At 69.6% G+C, this 16,064-nt stretch carries 14 protein-coding genes; 4 read left to right on the top strand and 10 right to left on the bottom strand.

The features are described 5' to 3' along the window. Nucleotides 1–18: 18 nt before the first annotated feature. On the bottom strand, nucleotides 19–1,011 hold the full coding sequence (locus tag ASC87_RS15630) for a hypothetical protein (RefSeq protein WP_056663707.1): 993 nt from the start codon (nucleotides 1,009–1,011) through the stop codon (nucleotides 19–21). Then, nucleotides 1,008–1,652: a sigma-70 family RNA polymerase sigma factor gene (locus tag ASC87_RS15625; RefSeq protein ID WP_056663704.1), complete on the bottom strand. Its 645-nt coding sequence runs from the start codon at nucleotides 1,650–1,652 to the stop codon at nucleotides 1,008–1,010. The genes ASC87_RS15630 and ASC87_RS15625 overlap by 4 nt, the downstream gene beginning before the upstream one ends. A gap of 144 nt (nucleotides 1,653–1,796) precedes the next feature. On the opposite strand from ASC87_RS15625, the gene ASC87_RS15620 reads away from it, so the two are divergent. Genes ASC87_RS15620 through ASC87_RS15610 form a run of 3 tightly spaced genes read left to right on the top strand, consistent with a single transcriptional unit; the run spans nucleotide 1,797 to nucleotide 4,601 of the window. Then, a complete protein-coding gene (locus ASC87_RS15620; RefSeq protein ID WP_162255168.1) occupies nucleotides 1,797–3,287 on the top strand; it encodes a vWA domain-containing protein in 1,491 nt (496 codons plus the stop codon). A gap of 32 nt (nucleotides 3,288–3,319) precedes the next feature. Then, complete coding sequence (locus tag ASC87_RS15615; protein WP_056663691.1) at nucleotides 3,320–3,703, top strand: Ig-like domain-containing protein; 384 nt, start codon at nucleotides 3,320–3,322, stop codon at nucleotides 3,701–3,703. A gap of 43 nt (nucleotides 3,704–3,746) precedes the next feature. Then, nucleotides 3,747–4,601, top strand: coding sequence for a MipA/OmpV family protein (locus ASC87_RS15610; protein ID WP_162255167.1), 855 nt, complete (start codon nucleotides 3,747–3,749; stop codon nucleotides 4,599–4,601). Nucleotides 4,602–4,858: 257 nt separating this feature from the next. On the opposite strand, the gene ASC87_RS15605 is transcribed toward ASC87_RS15610, so the two are convergent. The 6 genes from ASC87_RS15605 to ASC87_RS15580 all read right to left on the bottom strand — a co-directional run bounded on the left by ASC87_RS15605 (nucleotide 4,859) and on the right by ASC87_RS15580 (nucleotide 11,503). Continuing rightward, complete coding sequence (locus ASC87_RS15605) at nucleotides 4,859–5,293, bottom strand: hypothetical protein (protein WP_056663686.1); 435 nt, start codon at nucleotides 5,291–5,293, stop codon at nucleotides 4,859–4,861. Nucleotides 5,294–5,435: 142 nt separating this feature from the next. Continuing rightward, a complete protein-coding gene (locus tag ASC87_RS15600) occupies nucleotides 5,436–6,878 on the bottom strand; it encodes an alpha/beta fold hydrolase (RefSeq protein ID WP_056663682.1) in 1,443 nt (480 codons plus the stop codon). 75 nt (nucleotides 6,879–6,953) lie between these two features. Continuing rightward, nucleotides 6,954–7,400 carry a response regulator transcription factor gene (locus tag ASC87_RS15595; RefSeq protein ID WP_056663679.1) on the bottom strand — a complete coding sequence of 149 codons (447 nt, stop codon included), beginning with the start codon at nucleotides 7,398–7,400 and terminating at the stop codon, nucleotides 6,954–6,956. 108 nt (nucleotides 7,401–7,508) lie between these two features. Next, complete coding sequence (locus tag ASC87_RS15590; protein ID WP_056663676.1) at nucleotides 7,509–7,814, bottom strand: hypothetical protein; 306 nt, start codon at nucleotides 7,812–7,814, stop codon at nucleotides 7,509–7,511. Between the two features lie 534 nt (nucleotides 7,815–8,348). Beyond that, entirely contained in the window at nucleotides 8,349–10,268 is a 1,920-nt protein-coding gene (gene recQ / locus ASC87_RS15585; RefSeq protein WP_056663673.1) for a DNA helicase RecQ, read from the bottom strand. An 86-nt stretch (nucleotides 10,269–10,354) separates the two neighbouring features. Then, nucleotides 10,355–11,503, bottom strand: a complete 1,149-nt coding sequence (locus ASC87_RS15580) for a pectinesterase family protein (RefSeq protein ID WP_056663672.1) — start codon at nucleotides 11,501–11,503, stop codon at nucleotides 10,355–10,357. Nucleotides 11,504–11,897: 394 nt separating this feature from the next. Between ASC87_RS15580 and ssb the strand changes: the two genes are divergently transcribed. Continuing rightward, nucleotides 11,898–12,428 carry a single-stranded DNA-binding protein gene (ssb, locus tag ASC87_RS15575; RefSeq protein WP_056663669.1) on the top strand — a complete coding sequence of 177 codons (531 nt, stop codon included), beginning with the start codon at nucleotides 11,898–11,900 and terminating at the stop codon, nucleotides 12,426–12,428. Nucleotides 12,429–12,599: 171 nt separating this feature from the next. Here the strand turns inward: ssb and ASC87_RS30780 are convergent, their stop codons facing one another. Then, a complete protein-coding gene (locus ASC87_RS30780) occupies nucleotides 12,600–13,469 on the bottom strand; it encodes an SMP-30/gluconolactonase/LRE family protein (RefSeq protein ID WP_056663667.1) in 870 nt (289 codons plus the stop codon). Between the two features lie 628 nt (nucleotides 13,470–14,097). Then, nucleotides 14,098–16,020: an acetate--CoA ligase gene (gene acs / locus ASC87_RS15560; RefSeq protein ID WP_056663802.1), complete on the bottom strand. Its 1,923-nt coding sequence runs from the start codon at nucleotides 16,018–16,020 to the stop codon at nucleotides 14,098–14,100. Between the last annotated feature and the right edge of the window lie 44 nt (nucleotides 16,021–16,064).

Raw genomic sequence — 16,064 nt, 5'->3', positions numbered from 1 at the left:
CGTCAGCAGGGACACCGTTCACGGCAGGCCGTCGAGCGCCTCCAGCAACCGGCGGACCGCGGGTTCGGACAGCGGCATGAACCGGGCGCTCCCGCTCAGGTACCAGGTGACCCCGTCGGCGCTGAACGCCCAGCGGTGCACCGCCTGTTGGCCACGCTGCAGGCGCAGTTCCCCGACCACCACGGGGTCGCCGGTGGCGGGCGTCCATGCCGCCGTGCTGCTGGCGTCGAGCAGGTCCAGCCAGGCAAGGAGGGCAGGGTCTGCGGGCCGGGCCGGGCCTGCCTGGCGTTGCCAGGTCCAGCGGGTGAGGTCGGCGGCGACGGCGGTGCGCACCGATTTCACCGTGTCGGGCGCGGCGGCGCCGGCCAGCCCGCCGGCCGGGGCGTCGAGGCGGCTGGGGGCTGCTGCCGCGGCCTTGGGTGCTGGTGCCTCTGCCATCACGGCCGGAGCAACGGGAGCGGCGGGTGGCGGCATCATCGCCCGGTGTTCGGTCCGCTTCTTGTCGGATTCGGTCAAGCGCGCGGTGGATTGCGCCTCCTGCCCGGCCCGTTTGGCCTCGGCTGCGCGAGCCATGTCGGGCGCAGCTGAGGGCATGGGTTGAGGGGCGGGCTTGCGCTCCTTGCGGATCGGATCGGTGCGTTCGAGGACGGGTGCCGGGGTTTGCGCGCGCGGCGCGCCGGGTTCGGGCGTCGCCTGCGCCACCGGTGGGGGCGGCGCGGCGGCGTCTGCCACCGCGGCGGCCGGCGCCTCGCGTTCCATCTGGGGCACGGGTTCGTCCCACCACAGCAGCCCGGCCGCCGTCATCACCATCACGCTGGCAAAGCCGGCGGCGACAGTGGGCTGCACCATCCAGGCGATCACACGCGACCACCAGGGCGCGGCCGGAGCCGCCGCCGTTGGCCGGCGTGCTTCGCGCAGGATGGCCTCGCGCAGCGACGCCGGAGGCGCCTGCGGGTCGGGCGCGTGGCGCAGTGCCTCGCGCAGCCAGTGATCGCGGGGTTCGTCGTTCATCGCGGGTCCGTGGTCTGCAGCGGCGCCAGGTACGCGCCCATGCACGTGCGCAGCTTGGCCATCGCATAACGCAGCCGGGTCTTGGCGGTTTCGAACCCCACCTCGAGCGCACGGGCCACGTCGGCCAGCGGGAGTTCGTCGTCGTGGTGCAGCAGGAACGCGCTGCGCTGCGCCAGCGGCAACTGCTCCAGGCAGGTGAGCAGCCGTTCGCCCGCGCGCCGCCAGAACGCGAGGTCGTCGCCGTGGGGGGCGGGCGATGGCGCGGGCCATTGCGACCACGGCGTGCCGGCGCCGGCTTCGGGCTCCCACGGGGTGCCGTCGTCGTCGGCGGCCATCGACACCTCGCGGCCGCTGCGGCGCCACACGTCGATGACCCGGCGGTGGGCCAACGTGAACAGCCAGGTGCGGAACGTGGCCCCCTGCGGTGACCACGCTTCGCGCGAGCGCACCACCCGGAGCCAGGTGTCCTGGAACACCTCGTCGGTCTGTGCGGCCAGCGCCGGCCCGAGCAACCGGCGCACGAACCGGTACAGCCCCGCCTCGTGGCGCTGGTACAGGCGCTCGAAGGCGGACGCATCGCCTGCGGCATAGGCGGCCATCAGCGTGTCGTCCGGCATGTCGTCGGGGCTCGGGGTGTGCATCGGTCGAGAGTCTGCCTCATGCGGAGGTGATACGGCCGGCGGGGGTGTCCGGGGTGAAAACCGGGCCGCGAAAATAATTCACCCCGTTCGCCAGGCCCGGCCGTGTCAGTGGAAGTGCTTCCCGCCCTTTCACTGGAGATGACCATGATGAAACTTCCCCGCCGCCTGATCGTGCCCGCCGCCGTGTCGGCCTTGCTCCTCCTCGCGAGCACCGGGTTCGACAGCCCGGTCGCTTTCGCCCGGTCGGTGCCCCCGCCGGACGCCTGGCCGCCGTCGTGGCAGGACACACCGTCGGCCGACTTCTCCCCGGTGGCGTTCGCCGTCCCGTCGGCCAACCACTGCCACCGCCTGCCGACCACCCGCGAGGTGGCCGGTGGCGGGCGCGGGCAGTACGAGCGCGAGTCCGATTCGTCCGGCGGCAAGCGCCGGCCCGTGGACGCCCCGATGGCCGAGGGCAAGTTGTCGGCCGACAAGAAGGACATGTCGCGCGAGGCCAGCGCGCCGCCAGCCCCCGCGGCCGTGGCACCGATGCCCCGTCACAGTCCCAAGCCGCAGCCGGCTCCCTCCACGCGCCAGCAGAACCAGGCGGCAACCGTGACCGCGGGCGTGGTCGACGACAACGCGGACTTCGGCGAATACCTCGCGTACCGTGACCGCCGTGCCCAGGGCCTCGAGGTGCGCCAGCGCGACGTCAGCGAGCGGTACCCGCTGGACGTGGTGGACGCCGCGGGCCGCCCGGTGCACGACGCCGAGGTGGCCATCCAGCGCGTGGGCGTGGCCGAGCCCGTGGCGTGGGCGCGCACCGACACCGCGGGCCGCGTGTGGATCCATCCGAAGGCCTTCCTCGCGCCCGAGTTCGCCAACGAGCAGCGCCTCGGAATCGCGGTGCGCAAGAACGGCGTGCAATCCCGCGCGATGTTGCAGCGCGGCCAGAAGCAGGCCGTGCAGGTGCAGCTCGACCGGACCGCCGCGGTGGCCCGGCCTCGCCTCGACCTGGTGTTCATGATCGACGCCACCGGCTCGATGGGCGACGAGATCGCGAAGCTGAAGGCGTCGATGCACGCGATGTCGCAGCAGATCGCGCAACTGCCGGGACGCCCCGACATCTGCTACGGCCTCGTGGCCTACCGCGACCGTGGCGACGCGTTCCTCACCCGCACGCACGACTTCACCGACAACCTCGGTGCGTTCCAGGGCGTGCTCGCGAAGGTGCAGGCTGACGGTGGCGGCGACACCCCGGAGGCGCTGAACGAGGCCCTTCACGAAACCGTGCACGGCCTCGCGTGGCGGGCCGACGCGGTGCGCCTGGCCGTGATGGTGGCCGATGCCCCGCCGCACCTCGACTACGGCGGCCCGCAGTACGACCGCGACATGCAGGCGGCGCTCGCCAAGGGTGTGAAGCTGTTTGCCGTGGGCGCGAGCGGCCTCGACCCGGCGGGTGAATACGTGTTCCGGCAGATGGCCCAGTACACCGCCGGGCGTTTCGTGTTCCTGACGTACCGCGATGGCGCCGACCCGTCGAGCGGCCCCGGCGGGGAGACCGTGCACGACGTGCACCAGTACTCGGTGCAGACACTCGATCGCCTCGTCGTGCGGCTCGTGGGCGACGAGCTCGCGAAACTGCCACGGGGTTGAACGGGCGTGGCGGTCGGGCGTACGATCGAGCGATGACGACGTGCGCGCGTTTCGCCGGGTGGATCGCCCCGCTGCTGCTGGCCGGCTGCGGGGGCGGCGTGTACCTCGGCTACACGTGGGGCGACAACGACCCGCCGCGCGTGGACCTGGTGGCGTCGGCCTTCGACGTCACCCCCGGCCAGACGGTGCGGCTTACCGCGGCGGCGGCCGACGACAGCGGCTACGTGGACCGCGTCACCTTCTACCGCTACGACGGCAACAGCCTCGTCTCGCTCGGCACCGACCTCGCGCCACCGTTCGAGGCGGTGCTGGTGGTGCCGTCCGATGGCCGCTTGTCGCTGAACCTGCTCGCGCAGGCGGTCGATGGGGATGGTGAGGTGGGCACCAGCGAGGTGTTGAGCCTGGCCGTGCGCTGAACGGGCTGTCGGGAGGACAAGCGGATCGGGTATGGTTCGCGCCATGCCGAATCCCACCCTCCGAACCCTGTCATTGTTCCTGGGCGCCTTGCTGCCGGTTGGCGCCGCCTGGGCCCAGACCCCGCCCGCCCCGCTGCCCGAGGGCCGGCCGCTCTGGGAAGCCGGCGTGGCCGTGCTTGGCGCCAACGGCCCCGACTACCCGGCCGCCGGCACGCGCCGCTGGCGCGGTGCGGTGGCGCCCATCCTGATCTACCGTGGCCCCTGGCTCAAGGTGGACGACGACGGCGTGCGTGGTCAGCTGCTGCAGTCCGGCAACCTGCGCCTCGACTTCTCCGGGGCGGCGGGGTTCAACGCCCGGGCGAACGGCGCCCGTGCCGGCATGCCCGACCTCGACTACCTGTTCCAGCTGGGCCCCCAGGCCGTCTACAAGGTGCAGCTCGATGGCGGCCAGCAGGTCAGCGCTCACCTGAAGGCCCGTGCGGTGTTCTCGACCGACGGCCGCAACACCAACGGCCGCGGCGTGGTGGTGGAGCAGGAGTTCCGCTGGACCCGCCGCGGCTGGCCCGATGCCGCGAGCCAGGTGCAGGCCGGCGCCCAGTTCCTGTGGGGCAGCGAAAAGCTGCACGATTACTTCTACCAGGTGGACCCTGCCTACGCGACCGCCACCCGCCCCGCCTACGATGCCCGCGCCGGCTACTTCGGCAGCACGCTGCGCGCGGGTTACGTGCGCCGCCTCACGTCCACGCTCTCCGCCAGTGCCGGCGCGTCCGTCAACTTCCACGCCGGCGCCGCCAACGAGGACAGCCCGTTGTTCCAGAAGCGCACGACGGCCGGCGTGCTCGTGGCACTGATCTGGACCCCGTGGCGCAGCGATGCGAGGGCCGCCGCCGAGCCGTGAGGCAAGATGACAGGGCGCATGGTGATGCGCCGCCGCGTTTCGGGGCATTGCATCGCTTCGCTCGCTCGCCGCGCGGGCTCATCCCCTTGATGGGATGAACCCGCGAGACCAGCGGCGAGCAAAGCGAAGCCCCGAGACGCGAACGCCAGGCGAGCAAGCAAAGCGACGCGACAGATCAAGCTACCACCGAGCCCGGGTCTCCCGGGCGACCGTGGGCTCCCCCATGGGGGGACCGGCGCGCAAGCGCCGTAGGGGGCCTAAATTTCAGCGACGATGTGGAGCACGTGGGAGCCAATCCGCTTTTCGATGCGGGGAATGAATGCCAGCCGCGTTGTCACGCCACGGTAGGTGAACAGCGCCATCGACGGCACCAGCAGCGGCTGGGCGCCCCGGGTGTAGCCGGTCACGAAACCGGTGGTCAGGTCGAAGCGGTTGTATTGCCACGTGTAGCCGGCATACACGCTCGTGCGCCGCACCGAGTTGCGGTAGATGCCGGCTACCGGGCCTTCCGCGAGCCTGTAGTAGATCCCGGGGTTCAGGTTGTTGTAGCTCGCCGCAGGAACGTGCTGGCTGAACAGGTGGAACCCGATCACGTCCTTCTTGGGCTCGGCGGCGGTGTTGTCCGCGCACCAGGCGGTGCATGACACCACGGACATCAGGGCAAACAGGCAACGGCGAAGAAGGTAGCGCATGGCATGGGATCCGCAACTCATTGACCCCTGTCTTCGGCACCGTCACGGTGAAAGCAAGCCCCCGCGGCGTGATCACCGGTGTTGGTGTGCACTAGCGCACGGCACTATTCCGCAGTGACCTCGAACTGCCGGATGCCGGACATCAGGGTGGCGGCGAGGGGATGGTGGGCCACGCCAGGTGGGCGCTGCCGCGGTGGTCCGGCGCCTCGATCTGGCTGATCGAGAAATAGATCCAGCTCGGGGTCACCACCTCCACGCCCCGCTCGGACGCCGAGAGCCGCGCGGCAGCGAGGTCCAGCGTGCTGGCGTCAGCCCGCACCGCCACGCGGCCAGACAGCGTCACGCCGGTGGCCACCACCTTGCTGCGCCGCGCGTCCATCGCCACCCCGTCGCCCGTGCCGATGGTGACGTTGTCGAGCGTGGCGGTCGAGTTGACCATCGTGAGCCGGTCGAGCTGGGCGTCGCGGATCACCACGGCCTGGCAGTTCACGAGTTCGATGTGGCCGAAGCGGCCGGTGTACTGCGCACCGAGGCGTGCGTCGCAGGCCATGTCGCCCTGGGAGGCCCGTGGCACCGCGGGGGAATCCTCGCCCGGTTCGGCCGGCCCGGCCAGTGCCGTCATCAGCAGGGCCTGGAACTCGACTGGACGCTGGTTCATCGGCACGTGGGCGGCGTGGTCGATCACGTGCAGGCGGGCATCGTTCATCCGGGCGGCCAGCGCACGGCCCGTGCGCACCGGCGCCACCGGGTCATCGGCGCCCCAGATCAGCGTGGTGGGTGCGCGCACCTCGCGCACGGCCGCACTGAAGTCGTGTTCCATCAGGCCGATGGCGGCATTCACCTGCGTGTGCGGGCCGAGCAGGGCATGGCGCGCCGCGGGGTTGCGCTTGAGCCAGCGGCCGAGGTCCACGTTGTTGTCGATGCGGCCCACGAGCGAACGGCCCCAGCCATTGACGCGTGCATCGACCCGCCGCATCACGCGGTCCACCCCGGCGATGCCCACTTCCGGCAGCGCGACCCGCTCGGGGGTCATCGCCAGCAGGTTCATCAGCAGGATGCCGGCGGCATCGACCAGCACGAGCCGGTCCACGCGGTCAGGGTGCCGGTGCGCGAAGTTCAGGCTCACGGCACCGCCGAGCGAATGGCCCACCACATGGGCACGCCCACCGCGGGCGTGGCGTGCCACCACCTCGTCGAGGGCGCGGTCCAGGTCGGCGAAAGAGTGGCCGCGGCCCAGGGCGTCCGATGCCCCGAAGCCCGGCAGGTCCACCACGATCACGTGGAAGTGCGCAGCCAGCGGGCCGATCACCTCACGCCAGTCGCGGTGGGCCATGTGGCCGAGCCCGTGCACGAGCAACACGCTGGTGTCGTGCTGGCGGCCCGCCTCGCCGATCCACACCGCCGTGCCGCTGTGGTCGAGCCGCTCGCACCGGTAGGTGAGTTCGGGCAGCTGGGCGGGCACGCCGGCGGGGCGCTCGGCAGCGCGCTGGCGGTCGGTGCAAGTGGGCGTGGTGGCAGCGGCCGCCGACCAGGTGATCAGCGCGGTGGCCAGTGCGATCAGGGCGCGTGGCAGGCGAAAAGGCATCGGCGGCGAGAAAAGGCGGGGCGAACGGGCATTGTGCCTTCGCGCCCCGTCACCTCCCGGCGGCCGCCTGCCGTGTCAGAGGGCCGCTTCGAGGCTGTTCCGCGCGTCCCCGATCGCATCGATGCCGGCGAGGCGCTTGCAATAGAGCATCAGCGCTTCGATCTCGTTGCTCTTGTCGAACACGGCGTCGGCGCCCAGTTCGGCGCACTTGCGGCGCATTTCCGGGGTGGCGTGGTTGCTGAGCACGACCCAGCGGCCGGGGGCGTTGAACTCACTGCGGGCGGCGAGCACACCCAGGCCGGAGCCGCCGTCGAGGAAGATGTCCACGATGACGAGGTCGCACGCGGTGTTGCCGGCACGAAGCCACGCGCGCAACGCGTCCTCGTTGCTGGCGACCCCCACGAGCTCGAGCGGGAGTGTCTCGTGGAGTGCTTCGATCAGGTTGTCGCGAATGACGGTGCTGTCTTCGACGAGGTAGACCTTCAGCGGTGCGGGGGTGACGGGGGTCGAGTCGTTGGACATGGCTTGGCCCTGGTGACTGCAACGGTGCAGGCAAGCATGATGCCCGCCGGAGCAAAGGCCTTGCTGCCGGCGGGTCTCACCACCCGGAGGCGGGCGGTGCGTGGGGGGTCACAGGCGGCTGCTGCGCGAGCGGCCTGCCCAGGACAACAAGGCTGCCAATGCTGCGCCGGTGGCGGCAGCGATCAGCAGCGACTTCATCGGGCGTTCCTCGATGTAGTGCTTGCTGGCATCGGCCTTCAGTGCGGCCCTTTCCATCAGCGGGCCGGCACGGCCCCGCAGCGATTCCACACCCCCGGAGAGGCGGTCGAACGCCTTGTTGGCGGCGTACTGGGTGGAGTGGATGGCCGAGTCGGCCGAGAGCGCGAGGCGGTCGGCGATGTTGGTCTTGGCGTTTTGCAGCGAGGAGGCAGTCATGACATTTTCCTTTCGGTAGGCGGTTCTGAGCCTGATTGGGCGAGGCTCCCTGTGGCGAAGCTGAACGGTCAGTTTGAACCTGTTGTCCGGTGAAGTGAACAGGCTGTTGTGCGCAATGGATGTCGGAAAAGTCTGACCCCCTACGGCGCTTCGCGCCAGTCCCCGCATGGGGGAGTCCGCGGTCGCCCGGGGGCGGGCACGGCGGTAGCTTGATCTGTCGCTTCGCTTGCTTTCCTGGCGCACGCGCTTCGGGGCTTTGCCGCTTCGCTGGCTCGCCCGATGCTTGTCGTTCCGGCGAAAGCCCATTGCTGTCCGGGGAAAATCTCGGTCATCCCGGCGAAGGCCGGGATCTCCACCTTCTCGCTCAACAGCAGCGTTCCCGTCCACCGCTGGAGATCCCGGCCTGCGCCGGGATGACAAAAGAGGGATGACTCGTGGCGTCGTTGCGTCAGCGCTTCTCTCGATGCAGTCCCGGGGAGTTCAACCGGTCGGCGCAACAGATTTTCCCCGGACAGCAATGGGCGTTCGCCGGGGCTACTGGGCAGGGGCGGCGGCCAGCACGCGGAGGATCTCTTTGCCGTATGCCTCAAGCTTTTTCGTGCCCACGCCGCTGATCTCGCTCAGCGCATCGAGCGTGCCGGGCGCGGCGCGGGCCATCTCGGCGAGCGTGGCGTCGTGGAACACGACGAAGGCGGGCAGGTTGTGCTCGCGGGCCACCTCGGCCCGCCAGGACTTGAGTTCGCCGAAGCGGGCGAGTGCGGCGTCGTCCAGGGCGATGGGGGGCGCGCGTTCTTTGGTGCGTCCCGTGGTGGTGCCGCGTGTGTCCTTGCCGCGTGTGCCCTTGCCGCGGCTGCGCGGGGTGTCGCTGGCGCGGCGCAGCAGCATGGGCACTTCACCGCGCAACACTTCGCGGGCGGTGGGCGTGAGTTCGAGGGTGTTCCACTCGCCCTCGGTGCGCAGGTAACCCAGCGCGATGAGTTGGCGCAGCACGGCGCGCCACTGGGTTTCGGCCACATCGGCGCCGATGCCGAACGTGGACAGCGATTCGTGCCTGTACTGCGTGACCTTGTCGGTGACCTTGCCGCGCAACACGTCGATCAGGTGGCCCGCGCCGAAGCGCTGGCCGTTGTTCTGGTGGAAGCGGTAGATGCAGCTGAGCGCCTTGCGCGCGGCCTCGGTGGCGTCCCACGTGGCGGGCGGGCTCAGGCAGTTGTCGCAGTTGCCGCAAGGCTGGCTCGGTTCGCCGAAGTAGTCGAGCAGGCGCACGCGCCGGCAGTCGTGGGATTCGGCCAGGGCCAGCAGCGCATCGAGCTTGCCGCGCTGGCCGCGCTTGAATTCTTCGCCAGCGGGGCTTTCGTCGATCATGCGGCGCTGGTTCACCACGTCGGCGAGGCCGTAGGTCATCCAGGCGTCGGCTGCAGCGCCGTCGCGGCCGGCACGGCCCGTTTCCTGGTAATAACCTTCGATGTTCTTGGGCAGGTCGAGGTGGGCCACGAACCGCACGTCGGGTTTGTCGATGCCCATGCCGAATGCCACGGTGGCCACCATGACGATGCTGTCCTCGCGGAGGAAGCGGTCCTGGTTGCGCTTGCGCACCGCGGCGTCGAGGCCGGCGTGGTATGGCAGCGCGCTCACCCCTTCTTCCACCAGCCACGCGGCGGTTTCGTCGACCTTCTTGCGCGACTGGCAATAGACGATGCCGGCGTCGCCCTCGTGCTCGTCGCCGATGAAACGCAGCAGCTGGGCGCGCGCGTTGTCTTTCTCGACGATGCTGTAGCGGATGTTGGGGCGGTCGAAGCTGCTGATGAACACACGCGCTTCGCCGAGCTGCAGCCGCTCGATCATGTCGGCGCGGGTGAGGTCGTCGGCGGTGGCGGTGAGGGCGATGCGGGGCACGGCGGGGTACCGCTCGTGCAACACGTTCAGCGACAGGTAATCTTCGCGGAAGTCGTGGCCCCACTGGCTCACGCAGTGGGCTTCGTCGATGGCGAAGAGACTCAGCAGGCCGCGTTCGTACAGCGAATCGAGCTGGGCCAGGAAACGCGGCGTGGCGATGCGTTCGGGCGCGGCGTACAGCATCACGAGCCGGCCGCTCATCATCTCGCGTTCGATGCGCTGGGCGTCTTCGCTGGTGAGCGATGAATTGAGGAACGATGCGTGAACGCCCGCTTCCTCGAGGGCGCCCACCTGGTCGTGCATCAGCGCGATGAGCGGGCTCACCACCAGCGCCACGCCCCGGCCCGCACGGTGCCGCGCAATGGCCGGCACCTGGTAGCAGAGGCTCTTGCCGCCGCCGGTGGGCATCAGCACCAGCGCGTCGCCGCCGGCCACCACGTGGTCCACGATGTCTTGCTGCTGGCCCCGGAACGCCGTGTAGCCGAACACCTCGTGCAGGATGGACGATGGATCGGCCGGAAGGGGCTGGGATGGAACGAGGGAAGGTGCAGCAGGCATGGCGGATCGGGGTAGGGCGGCGGGCGCCGAACCGCATCGTACCTCCCGCCGCAACCGGTACCCGCCGGAAACCCGCTCCAAAAGGCCTACGAGCCGGCGCCGGTGTTCTGGTACTCCCGGAACCGGTTGCCCGACGGGCTGTACACGCGCCCGGACGTGGACGTGCCCCAGGGCGTCTGCAGCTTGATGTGCCCGTCCATCGTGGACTCGCGGATCAGCGCCTGCCCGTTGGGCGAGACGCCGGCCCGGTAGGTGCCGGCGGCCACGCCTTCGTCCCAGCTGCGGCCGATCGACACGCTGTCGGCGGATGCGCCGTCATGGGTGAAGCGGCTGTTGACGAACAGGAAACCGAACGGGTTGCCGGCCGCCGTGGACGGGGCGATGTGGTTGCCGCCATTGCCTTTGCGCCCCGTCAGGTACGTGATGGTGCAGCCGTCGAACACCGCGGTGCCGCGGCCGAAGATGAAGTCGACGTCGCCCTGGACCTGGCTGTTCTTGAAGTACGCGCGGGCCACGGTGGCCGCCTCGCGGGTGGACAGGTACAGCGAATCCTGGTGGCCGAGCACGCGCACGTTGTCGAAGATCAGGCGGTCGCCGGTGGTCTTCAGCGCCACCGCCTGCTGCCCCGAGCCGCTGTAGGTTTCCTCCACGTAGTCATTCGAGAAGGTGAGGTTCTTCGCGTGGAAGTCATTGGCCGCGACCGTGAAGGTGGTGCTGCCGGACGTCCCGTACGTGGTGGCGTCGGTGTTCGGGTTGCAGGCATTGGCCGGGGTGCCGGATGGCTTCGGCTTCGGTCCGGCGTTGTCGAAGACGATCACGGATCGGCCCGCGTCGCTGTCGGTGCCGTACAGCGTGATCGGCGGCTTGTTCGCCGGCACGCACACGGTGGCGCGGTACGTGCCCGGTTTCACGGCGATGTAGACCCGGGCCGAACCCGAGGCCGCGTCGATGGCCGCCTGCACGGTGGTGAAGTTGCCGCTGCCGTCGGCGGCCACGGTGTAAGTGGCGGCGAACCCGCTGCCCGCCCCGGCCGTCGGGTTCCAGCGGTCGATGGCGAGCTCGCCGATGGTGCCGGTGCGCAGCAGGTACCTCTCGAGCGTGTAGTAGGCCTGCGTGGTGGAATTCAGCATCGGCCGGTTGGCCGACGACGTGGCGGCCGGCGCGACGCCGTTCACGGCGAAGAGGGTCAGGACAATGAGGCGCAGGGCAGTGCCTGGCCGTTGGAACAGTCGCATGGGGTGTTTTCCTCTTGGGCGCCTTCGTGTGGCGCCTTGTTGTGAAAGCGCGGGCCCGAAGGGAGCCGCGACCGCCCATTGTGGGAACGGGCGCGCCCCGCGCCATCCCGTGAATCGCAGTGACAGGTCTGCGTGCGGCCTGCCGCAGCACGAGTGTGGACACTTCCTCCGGCGTCTTGAAATCGTGGCCCCTCGCCGTGGATGCCCGGGGTGGCGGGGCGGGGAGGATGTTCGCCGGCGTGGGTTCAGCGATACCGGGTTTTGGCGGGAAAGTTCAGGCGGTGGGCGTCACGGCCTTCGGCGATAATGGGTGTCATCCCACAGACACGCCACTTGAGGCTCCCCGGGGCGGCATTCCGCCCAGGCACCTCAGGGAACCCAGGAGCCAGACACCTTGGCCAGCATCAACAAAGTCATCCTCATCGGCAACCTCGGGCGTGACCCCGAAGTCCGGTACACCGCCAACGGCGCGGCCATCTGCAACATCACCATCGCCACGTCGCGCAACTGGAAAGACAAGACCAGTGGCGACAAGATGGAAGAAACCGAATGGCACCGCGTGGTCTTCTACGACCGCCTGGCCGAAATCGCCGGTGAGTACCTCAAGAAGGGCCGTTCGGTGTACGTCGAAGGCCGCCTGAAGACCCGCAAGTGGCAAGACAAGGACGGCGCCGAAAAGTACACCACCGAAATCATCGCCGACAACATGCAGCTGCTCGGCGGCCGTGACGGCGGCGGTGGTGGCGACGAAGGCGGCGGCGGTGGCGGTTACGCCCCGCGTGAGCGCAGTGGCGGTGGTGGTGGCGGTGAGCGCAGCGAACGCAGCGCCCCGGCTCCCCGCGCTCCGGCGCCGCGTCCGGCCCCGGCACCTGCCGCGAAGTCGTCCACCGGCTTCGACGACATGGACGACGATATTCCGTTCTGAGATCGACGGTCCACGATCGGAAACAGGAAGCCCGCAGCGACAGTCGCCGCGGGCTTTTTTACTTGTGTCCCGCTTCGCCAGGTTCCTTCGGCAGGGGCCTTGTCACGACAGACGCCGCAATGGTTGTGCGGCAAACTCGGCCGCCTCGCCAGCGCGGGCGGCCGCCTGCCTTCAGTACGGGTAGCCCGGCACGGCCAGGTCCACTTTGTAGATGCCGCGCGTGTTCGACGACCCCATGGCGGTGATGTAGAGCGTCTTTCGGTCGGCCCCGCCGAACGCCACGTTCGTGACTTGCTGGTCACCGCCGGGCAGCTGGATGCGGGCGATCTCCTTGCCCTCCGGGCTGACCACCACCACGGCGCCCTTGGTCACGTAGAGGTTGCCGGCGCAGTCCACCACCATGCCGTCACCGCCCAGGTGCCCCACATCGCCGAAGCGCTGGGCCGGGCCCACGGTGCCGTCGGCCGCGATGGCATAGCGGAAGAGCCCGTCGTTGGCCGTCACGTACAACGTCTTTTCGTCGGGAGACAGGGTGATGCCGTTCGGGTCGGACCGGTTCTCGTCGATCACGGTCGCCGCCGTGGCGCCTGGCGCCAACCGGTAGACGCGCGTGCTGCTCTGCGGCCGCGGGGACGGGGCCTGGTAGCTCGGGTCTGTGAAGAACACGGTGCCGTCGCTGCGGATCGTCAGGTCGTTGGGTGAGTTGAACCGTTTCCCTTCGTGGCTGGACACGAGCACCGTCTCCGCGCCACCCGGCAGGCTGAAGCGGACGATGCCGCCAACCTTGTGGCTCGCCCCATACAGGCGACCGGCACGGTCCACGGCCAGGCCGTTCGTGCCGGCAGTGGCTGCCACCACCTCACCACCGGCGGTGCCAGCCAGGCGAACGATGCGCGACGGCGGGGGCGAGTTGCCGGGACCGAACTCGCTGAAGTACAGGGCGCCATCCAGCCATACCGCCCCTTCGACGTTCGCGTACTGGGTCTGGTAATTGTCGTTCGGGATGGCATTGGCCACCCGGGTGGCCACGGGGTTGCCCACGACCGGTTTGTCGAACGGGCCGGCCGGGCAGATGCCGGCGGCGGGTGCCGGGGCCGGGGAAGGCGTGGGGGCCGGCGTTGGCGCGGGGGTGGGCGCTGGAGCCGGGGCAGGGGCTGGCGCAGGAGCTGGAGCCGGAGCCGGAGCTGGAGCTGGAGCTGGAGCTGGAGCTGGAGCTGGAGCTGGAGCTGGAGCTGGGGCCGGAGCCGGAGCCGGAACGGGCGCAGGAGCGGGCGCCGGGGCAGGCGCCGGTGCGGGGCTGGGCGCAGGGGCTGGTGTCGGCGCTGGCACCGGGGCCGCCCCGGACACAGGCGCGGGCGAGGCCGAGGCTTCGTCCTCGCCTCCACAGGCCGCCAGCGACGTGGCCATGGCCATGGACAGGACGAGCTGAGCCCAGCGGCTCCGAAAGGCGAGGGGATGGGTGTGGGTGGGCATGAGGGCGGTCCGGGGGATCGGGCGGAAGTCTCGCTGCGCGAGGCGGGCGATCTGCAACCGCTTGTGCGCGCGCCCAGGCGCCTCAACCCGGGACGAACGTCGCGCGCCCAGTGCACAGGCGCAACGCGCGTCCCCCCCCTGCAACCGTCGCGATTGCAAAGACTTACGAAGGAGCTGCGTGCGCCTTCACGGCGCCTCAGTTCTTCTGCGCCAGCTGCTCCAGGACGGCGGGGTTCTCCAGCGTCGAGGTGTCCTGGGTGATGGCCTCGCCATTCGCGATGGAGCGCAGCAACCTGCGCAAGATCTTCCCGCTGCGTGTCTTCGGAAGGTTGTCGCCGAAGCGGATGTCCTTGGGCTTGGCGATCGGCCCGATCTGCGCAGCAACCCAGTTGCGCAACTCGTTGGCGATCCGCGTGGCCTCTTCGCCGGTAGGGCGCGCACCTTTCAGGACGACAAAGGCGCAGATCGCCTCCCCGGTGGTGTCGTCCGGGCGGCCCACCACGGCGGCTTCGGCCACGAGATCGGTCTTGGCCACGAGTGCAGACTCGATTTCCATCGTTCCCATGCGGTGGCCCGAGACGTTGAGCACGTCGTCGATGCGGCCGGTGATCGTGAAGTAGCCGGTCAGTGGGTCGCGGATGGCGCCGTCCCCGGCCAGGTAGCAGCCCTTGAGCTCCGCCGGGAAGTAGCTGCTCTTGAAGCGCTCGGGGTCGCCCCAGATCGTGCGGATCATGCTGGGCCAGGGCGTCTTGATCACGAGGATGCCGCCCTGGCCATGGGGGACGTCGTTGCCGTACTCGTCGACGATCGCCGCGGTGATCCCCGGGAACGGCAGCGTGCAGGAACCCGGTACCAGCGGCGTGGCCCCCGGCAACGGCGTGATCAGGTGCCCCCCTGACTCGGTCTGCCAGAACGTGTCGACGATCGGGCAGCGGCCCCCTCCAATGTGCTGGTGGTACCACGCCCAGGCGGCCGGATTGATGGGCTCGCCGACCGAGCCCAGGATGCGCAGGCTCGACAGGTCGTATCGCTTCGGATGCACGGTGGCATCTGCCTCGGCCAACTTGATCAATGAGCGGATCGCGGTCGGGGCGGTGTAGAACACGCTGACCTGGTGGTCCTGGATCATCTTCCAGAAGCGGCCTGCGTCGGGATAGGTGGGCACACCCTCGAACACCACCTGGGTTGCCCCCAGCGCGAGCGGACCGTAGGCGATGTAGGTGTGGCCGGTGACCCATCCGATATCGGCCGTGCACCAGAACACATCGTCGGGCTTCATGTCGAAGGACCATTTCGTGGTCAGGGCCGCATGCAGCAGGTAGCCCCCGCTCGCGTGCTGAACGCCCTTGGGCTTGCCGGTCGATCCCGAGGTGTAGAGGATGAACAGCGGGTGCTCGGCGCCCACCCACTCGGGTTCGCAGGTGGGAGGCTGCGCTTGCATCTCTTCGTGCATCCACCGGTCCCGCGAGGGTTCCCAGGCCACGGCCCCACCGGTCCGGCGGTAGACGATCACATCGGCCACTGCGTCGCAACCACCCAGCGCGATCGCTTCATCGACGATGGCTTTCAGAGGCAACTGCTTTCCGCCACGCAGCTGGTGGTCGGCGGTGATCACCATCACGGCGCCCGCCCCTTCGATGCGGTCGCGAAGGCTTTGCGCCGAGAAGCCGCCGAAGACGACCGAATGGGTCGCACCGATGCGCGCGCATGCTTGCATCGCGACCACACCCTCGACGCTCATCGACATGTAGATGACGACCCGGTCACCCTTCTTGACACCACGCGCCCGCAACACGTTGGCCAGGCGGCAGGTGCGTGCCAGCATGTCGCTGTAGCTGACCCTAGAGACCGTTCCGTCATCGGACTCGAAGATGATGGCCGTCTTGTCCCCCAGGCCACGCTCGACCTGGCGATCGAGGCAGTTGTAGGAGACGTTGAGGGTGCCGTCCGCGAACCACTGGAAGAACGGCGCCTGGCTGTCGTCGAGTCCCTTCGTGAAGGGTGTCTTCCAGCTGACCAGCTCGCGCGCCAGCCGGGACCAGTACCCGCTGGGATCGGCGTCCGCTTCGGCCACCAACTTGTCGTAGGCCGCCATGCCGCAGACATGCGCGTCTTCCATGTTGACGGGTTGAAAGAAACGGGGCGTTGTGGGGCTGTCATTCA

Source organism: Rhizobacter sp. Root1221, from assembly GCF_001425785.1.
GTDB lineage: Bacteria > Pseudomonadota > Gammaproteobacteria > Burkholderiales > Burkholderiaceae_C > Rhizobacter.
The sequence above is the reverse complement of the archived record's forward strand: the minus strand, read 5'-3'. Positions and strand labels throughout refer to the sequence as shown.

Bases quoted from the DNA above. Each gene is read 5' to 3' on its own strand.
- ASC87_RS15610 (WP_162255167.1), top strand. From the start codon at position 3,747: ATGCCGAATCCCACCCTCCGAACCCTGTCATTGTTCCTGGGCGCCTTG.
- ASC87_RS15600 (WP_056663682.1), bottom strand. From the start codon at position 6,878: ATGCCTTTTCGCCTGCCACGCGCCCTGATCGCACTGGCCACCGCGCTG.
- acs (WP_056663802.1), bottom strand. From the start codon at position 16,020: ATGGAAGACGCGCATGTCTGCGGCATGGCGGCCTACGACAAGTTGGTG.
- ASC87_RS15615 (WP_056663691.1), top strand. From the start codon at position 3,320: ATGACGACGTGCGCGCGTTTCGCCGGGTGGATCGCCCCGCTGCTGCTG.
- ASC87_RS15625 (WP_056663704.1), bottom strand. From the start codon at position 1,652: ATGCACACCCCGAGCCCCGACGACATGCCGGACGACACGCTGATGGCC.
- ASC87_RS15630 (WP_056663707.1), bottom strand. From the start codon at position 1,011: ATGAACGACGAACCCCGCGATCACTGGCTGCGCGAGGCACTGCGCCAC.
- ASC87_RS15590 (WP_056663676.1), bottom strand. From the start codon at position 7,814: ATGACTGCCTCCTCGCTGCAAAACGCCAAGACCAACATCGCCGACCGC.
- recQ (WP_056663673.1), bottom strand. From the start codon at position 10,268: ATGCCTGCTGCACCTTCCCTCGTTCCATCCCAGCCCCTTCCGGCCGAT.
- ASC87_RS15595 (WP_056663679.1), bottom strand. From the start codon at position 7,400: ATGTCCAACGACTCGACCCCCGTCACCCCCGCACCGCTGAAGGTCTAC.
- ASC87_RS15605 (WP_056663686.1), bottom strand. From the start codon at position 5,293: ATGCGCTACCTTCTTCGCCGTTGCCTGTTTGCCCTGATGTCCGTGGTG.
- ASC87_RS15580 (WP_056663672.1), bottom strand. From the start codon at position 11,503: ATGCGACTGTTCCAACGGCCAGGCACTGCCCTGCGCCTCATTGTCCTG.
- ASC87_RS15620 (WP_162255168.1), top strand. From the start codon at position 1,797: ATGATGAAACTTCCCCGCCGCCTGATCGTGCCCGCCGCCGTGTCGGCC.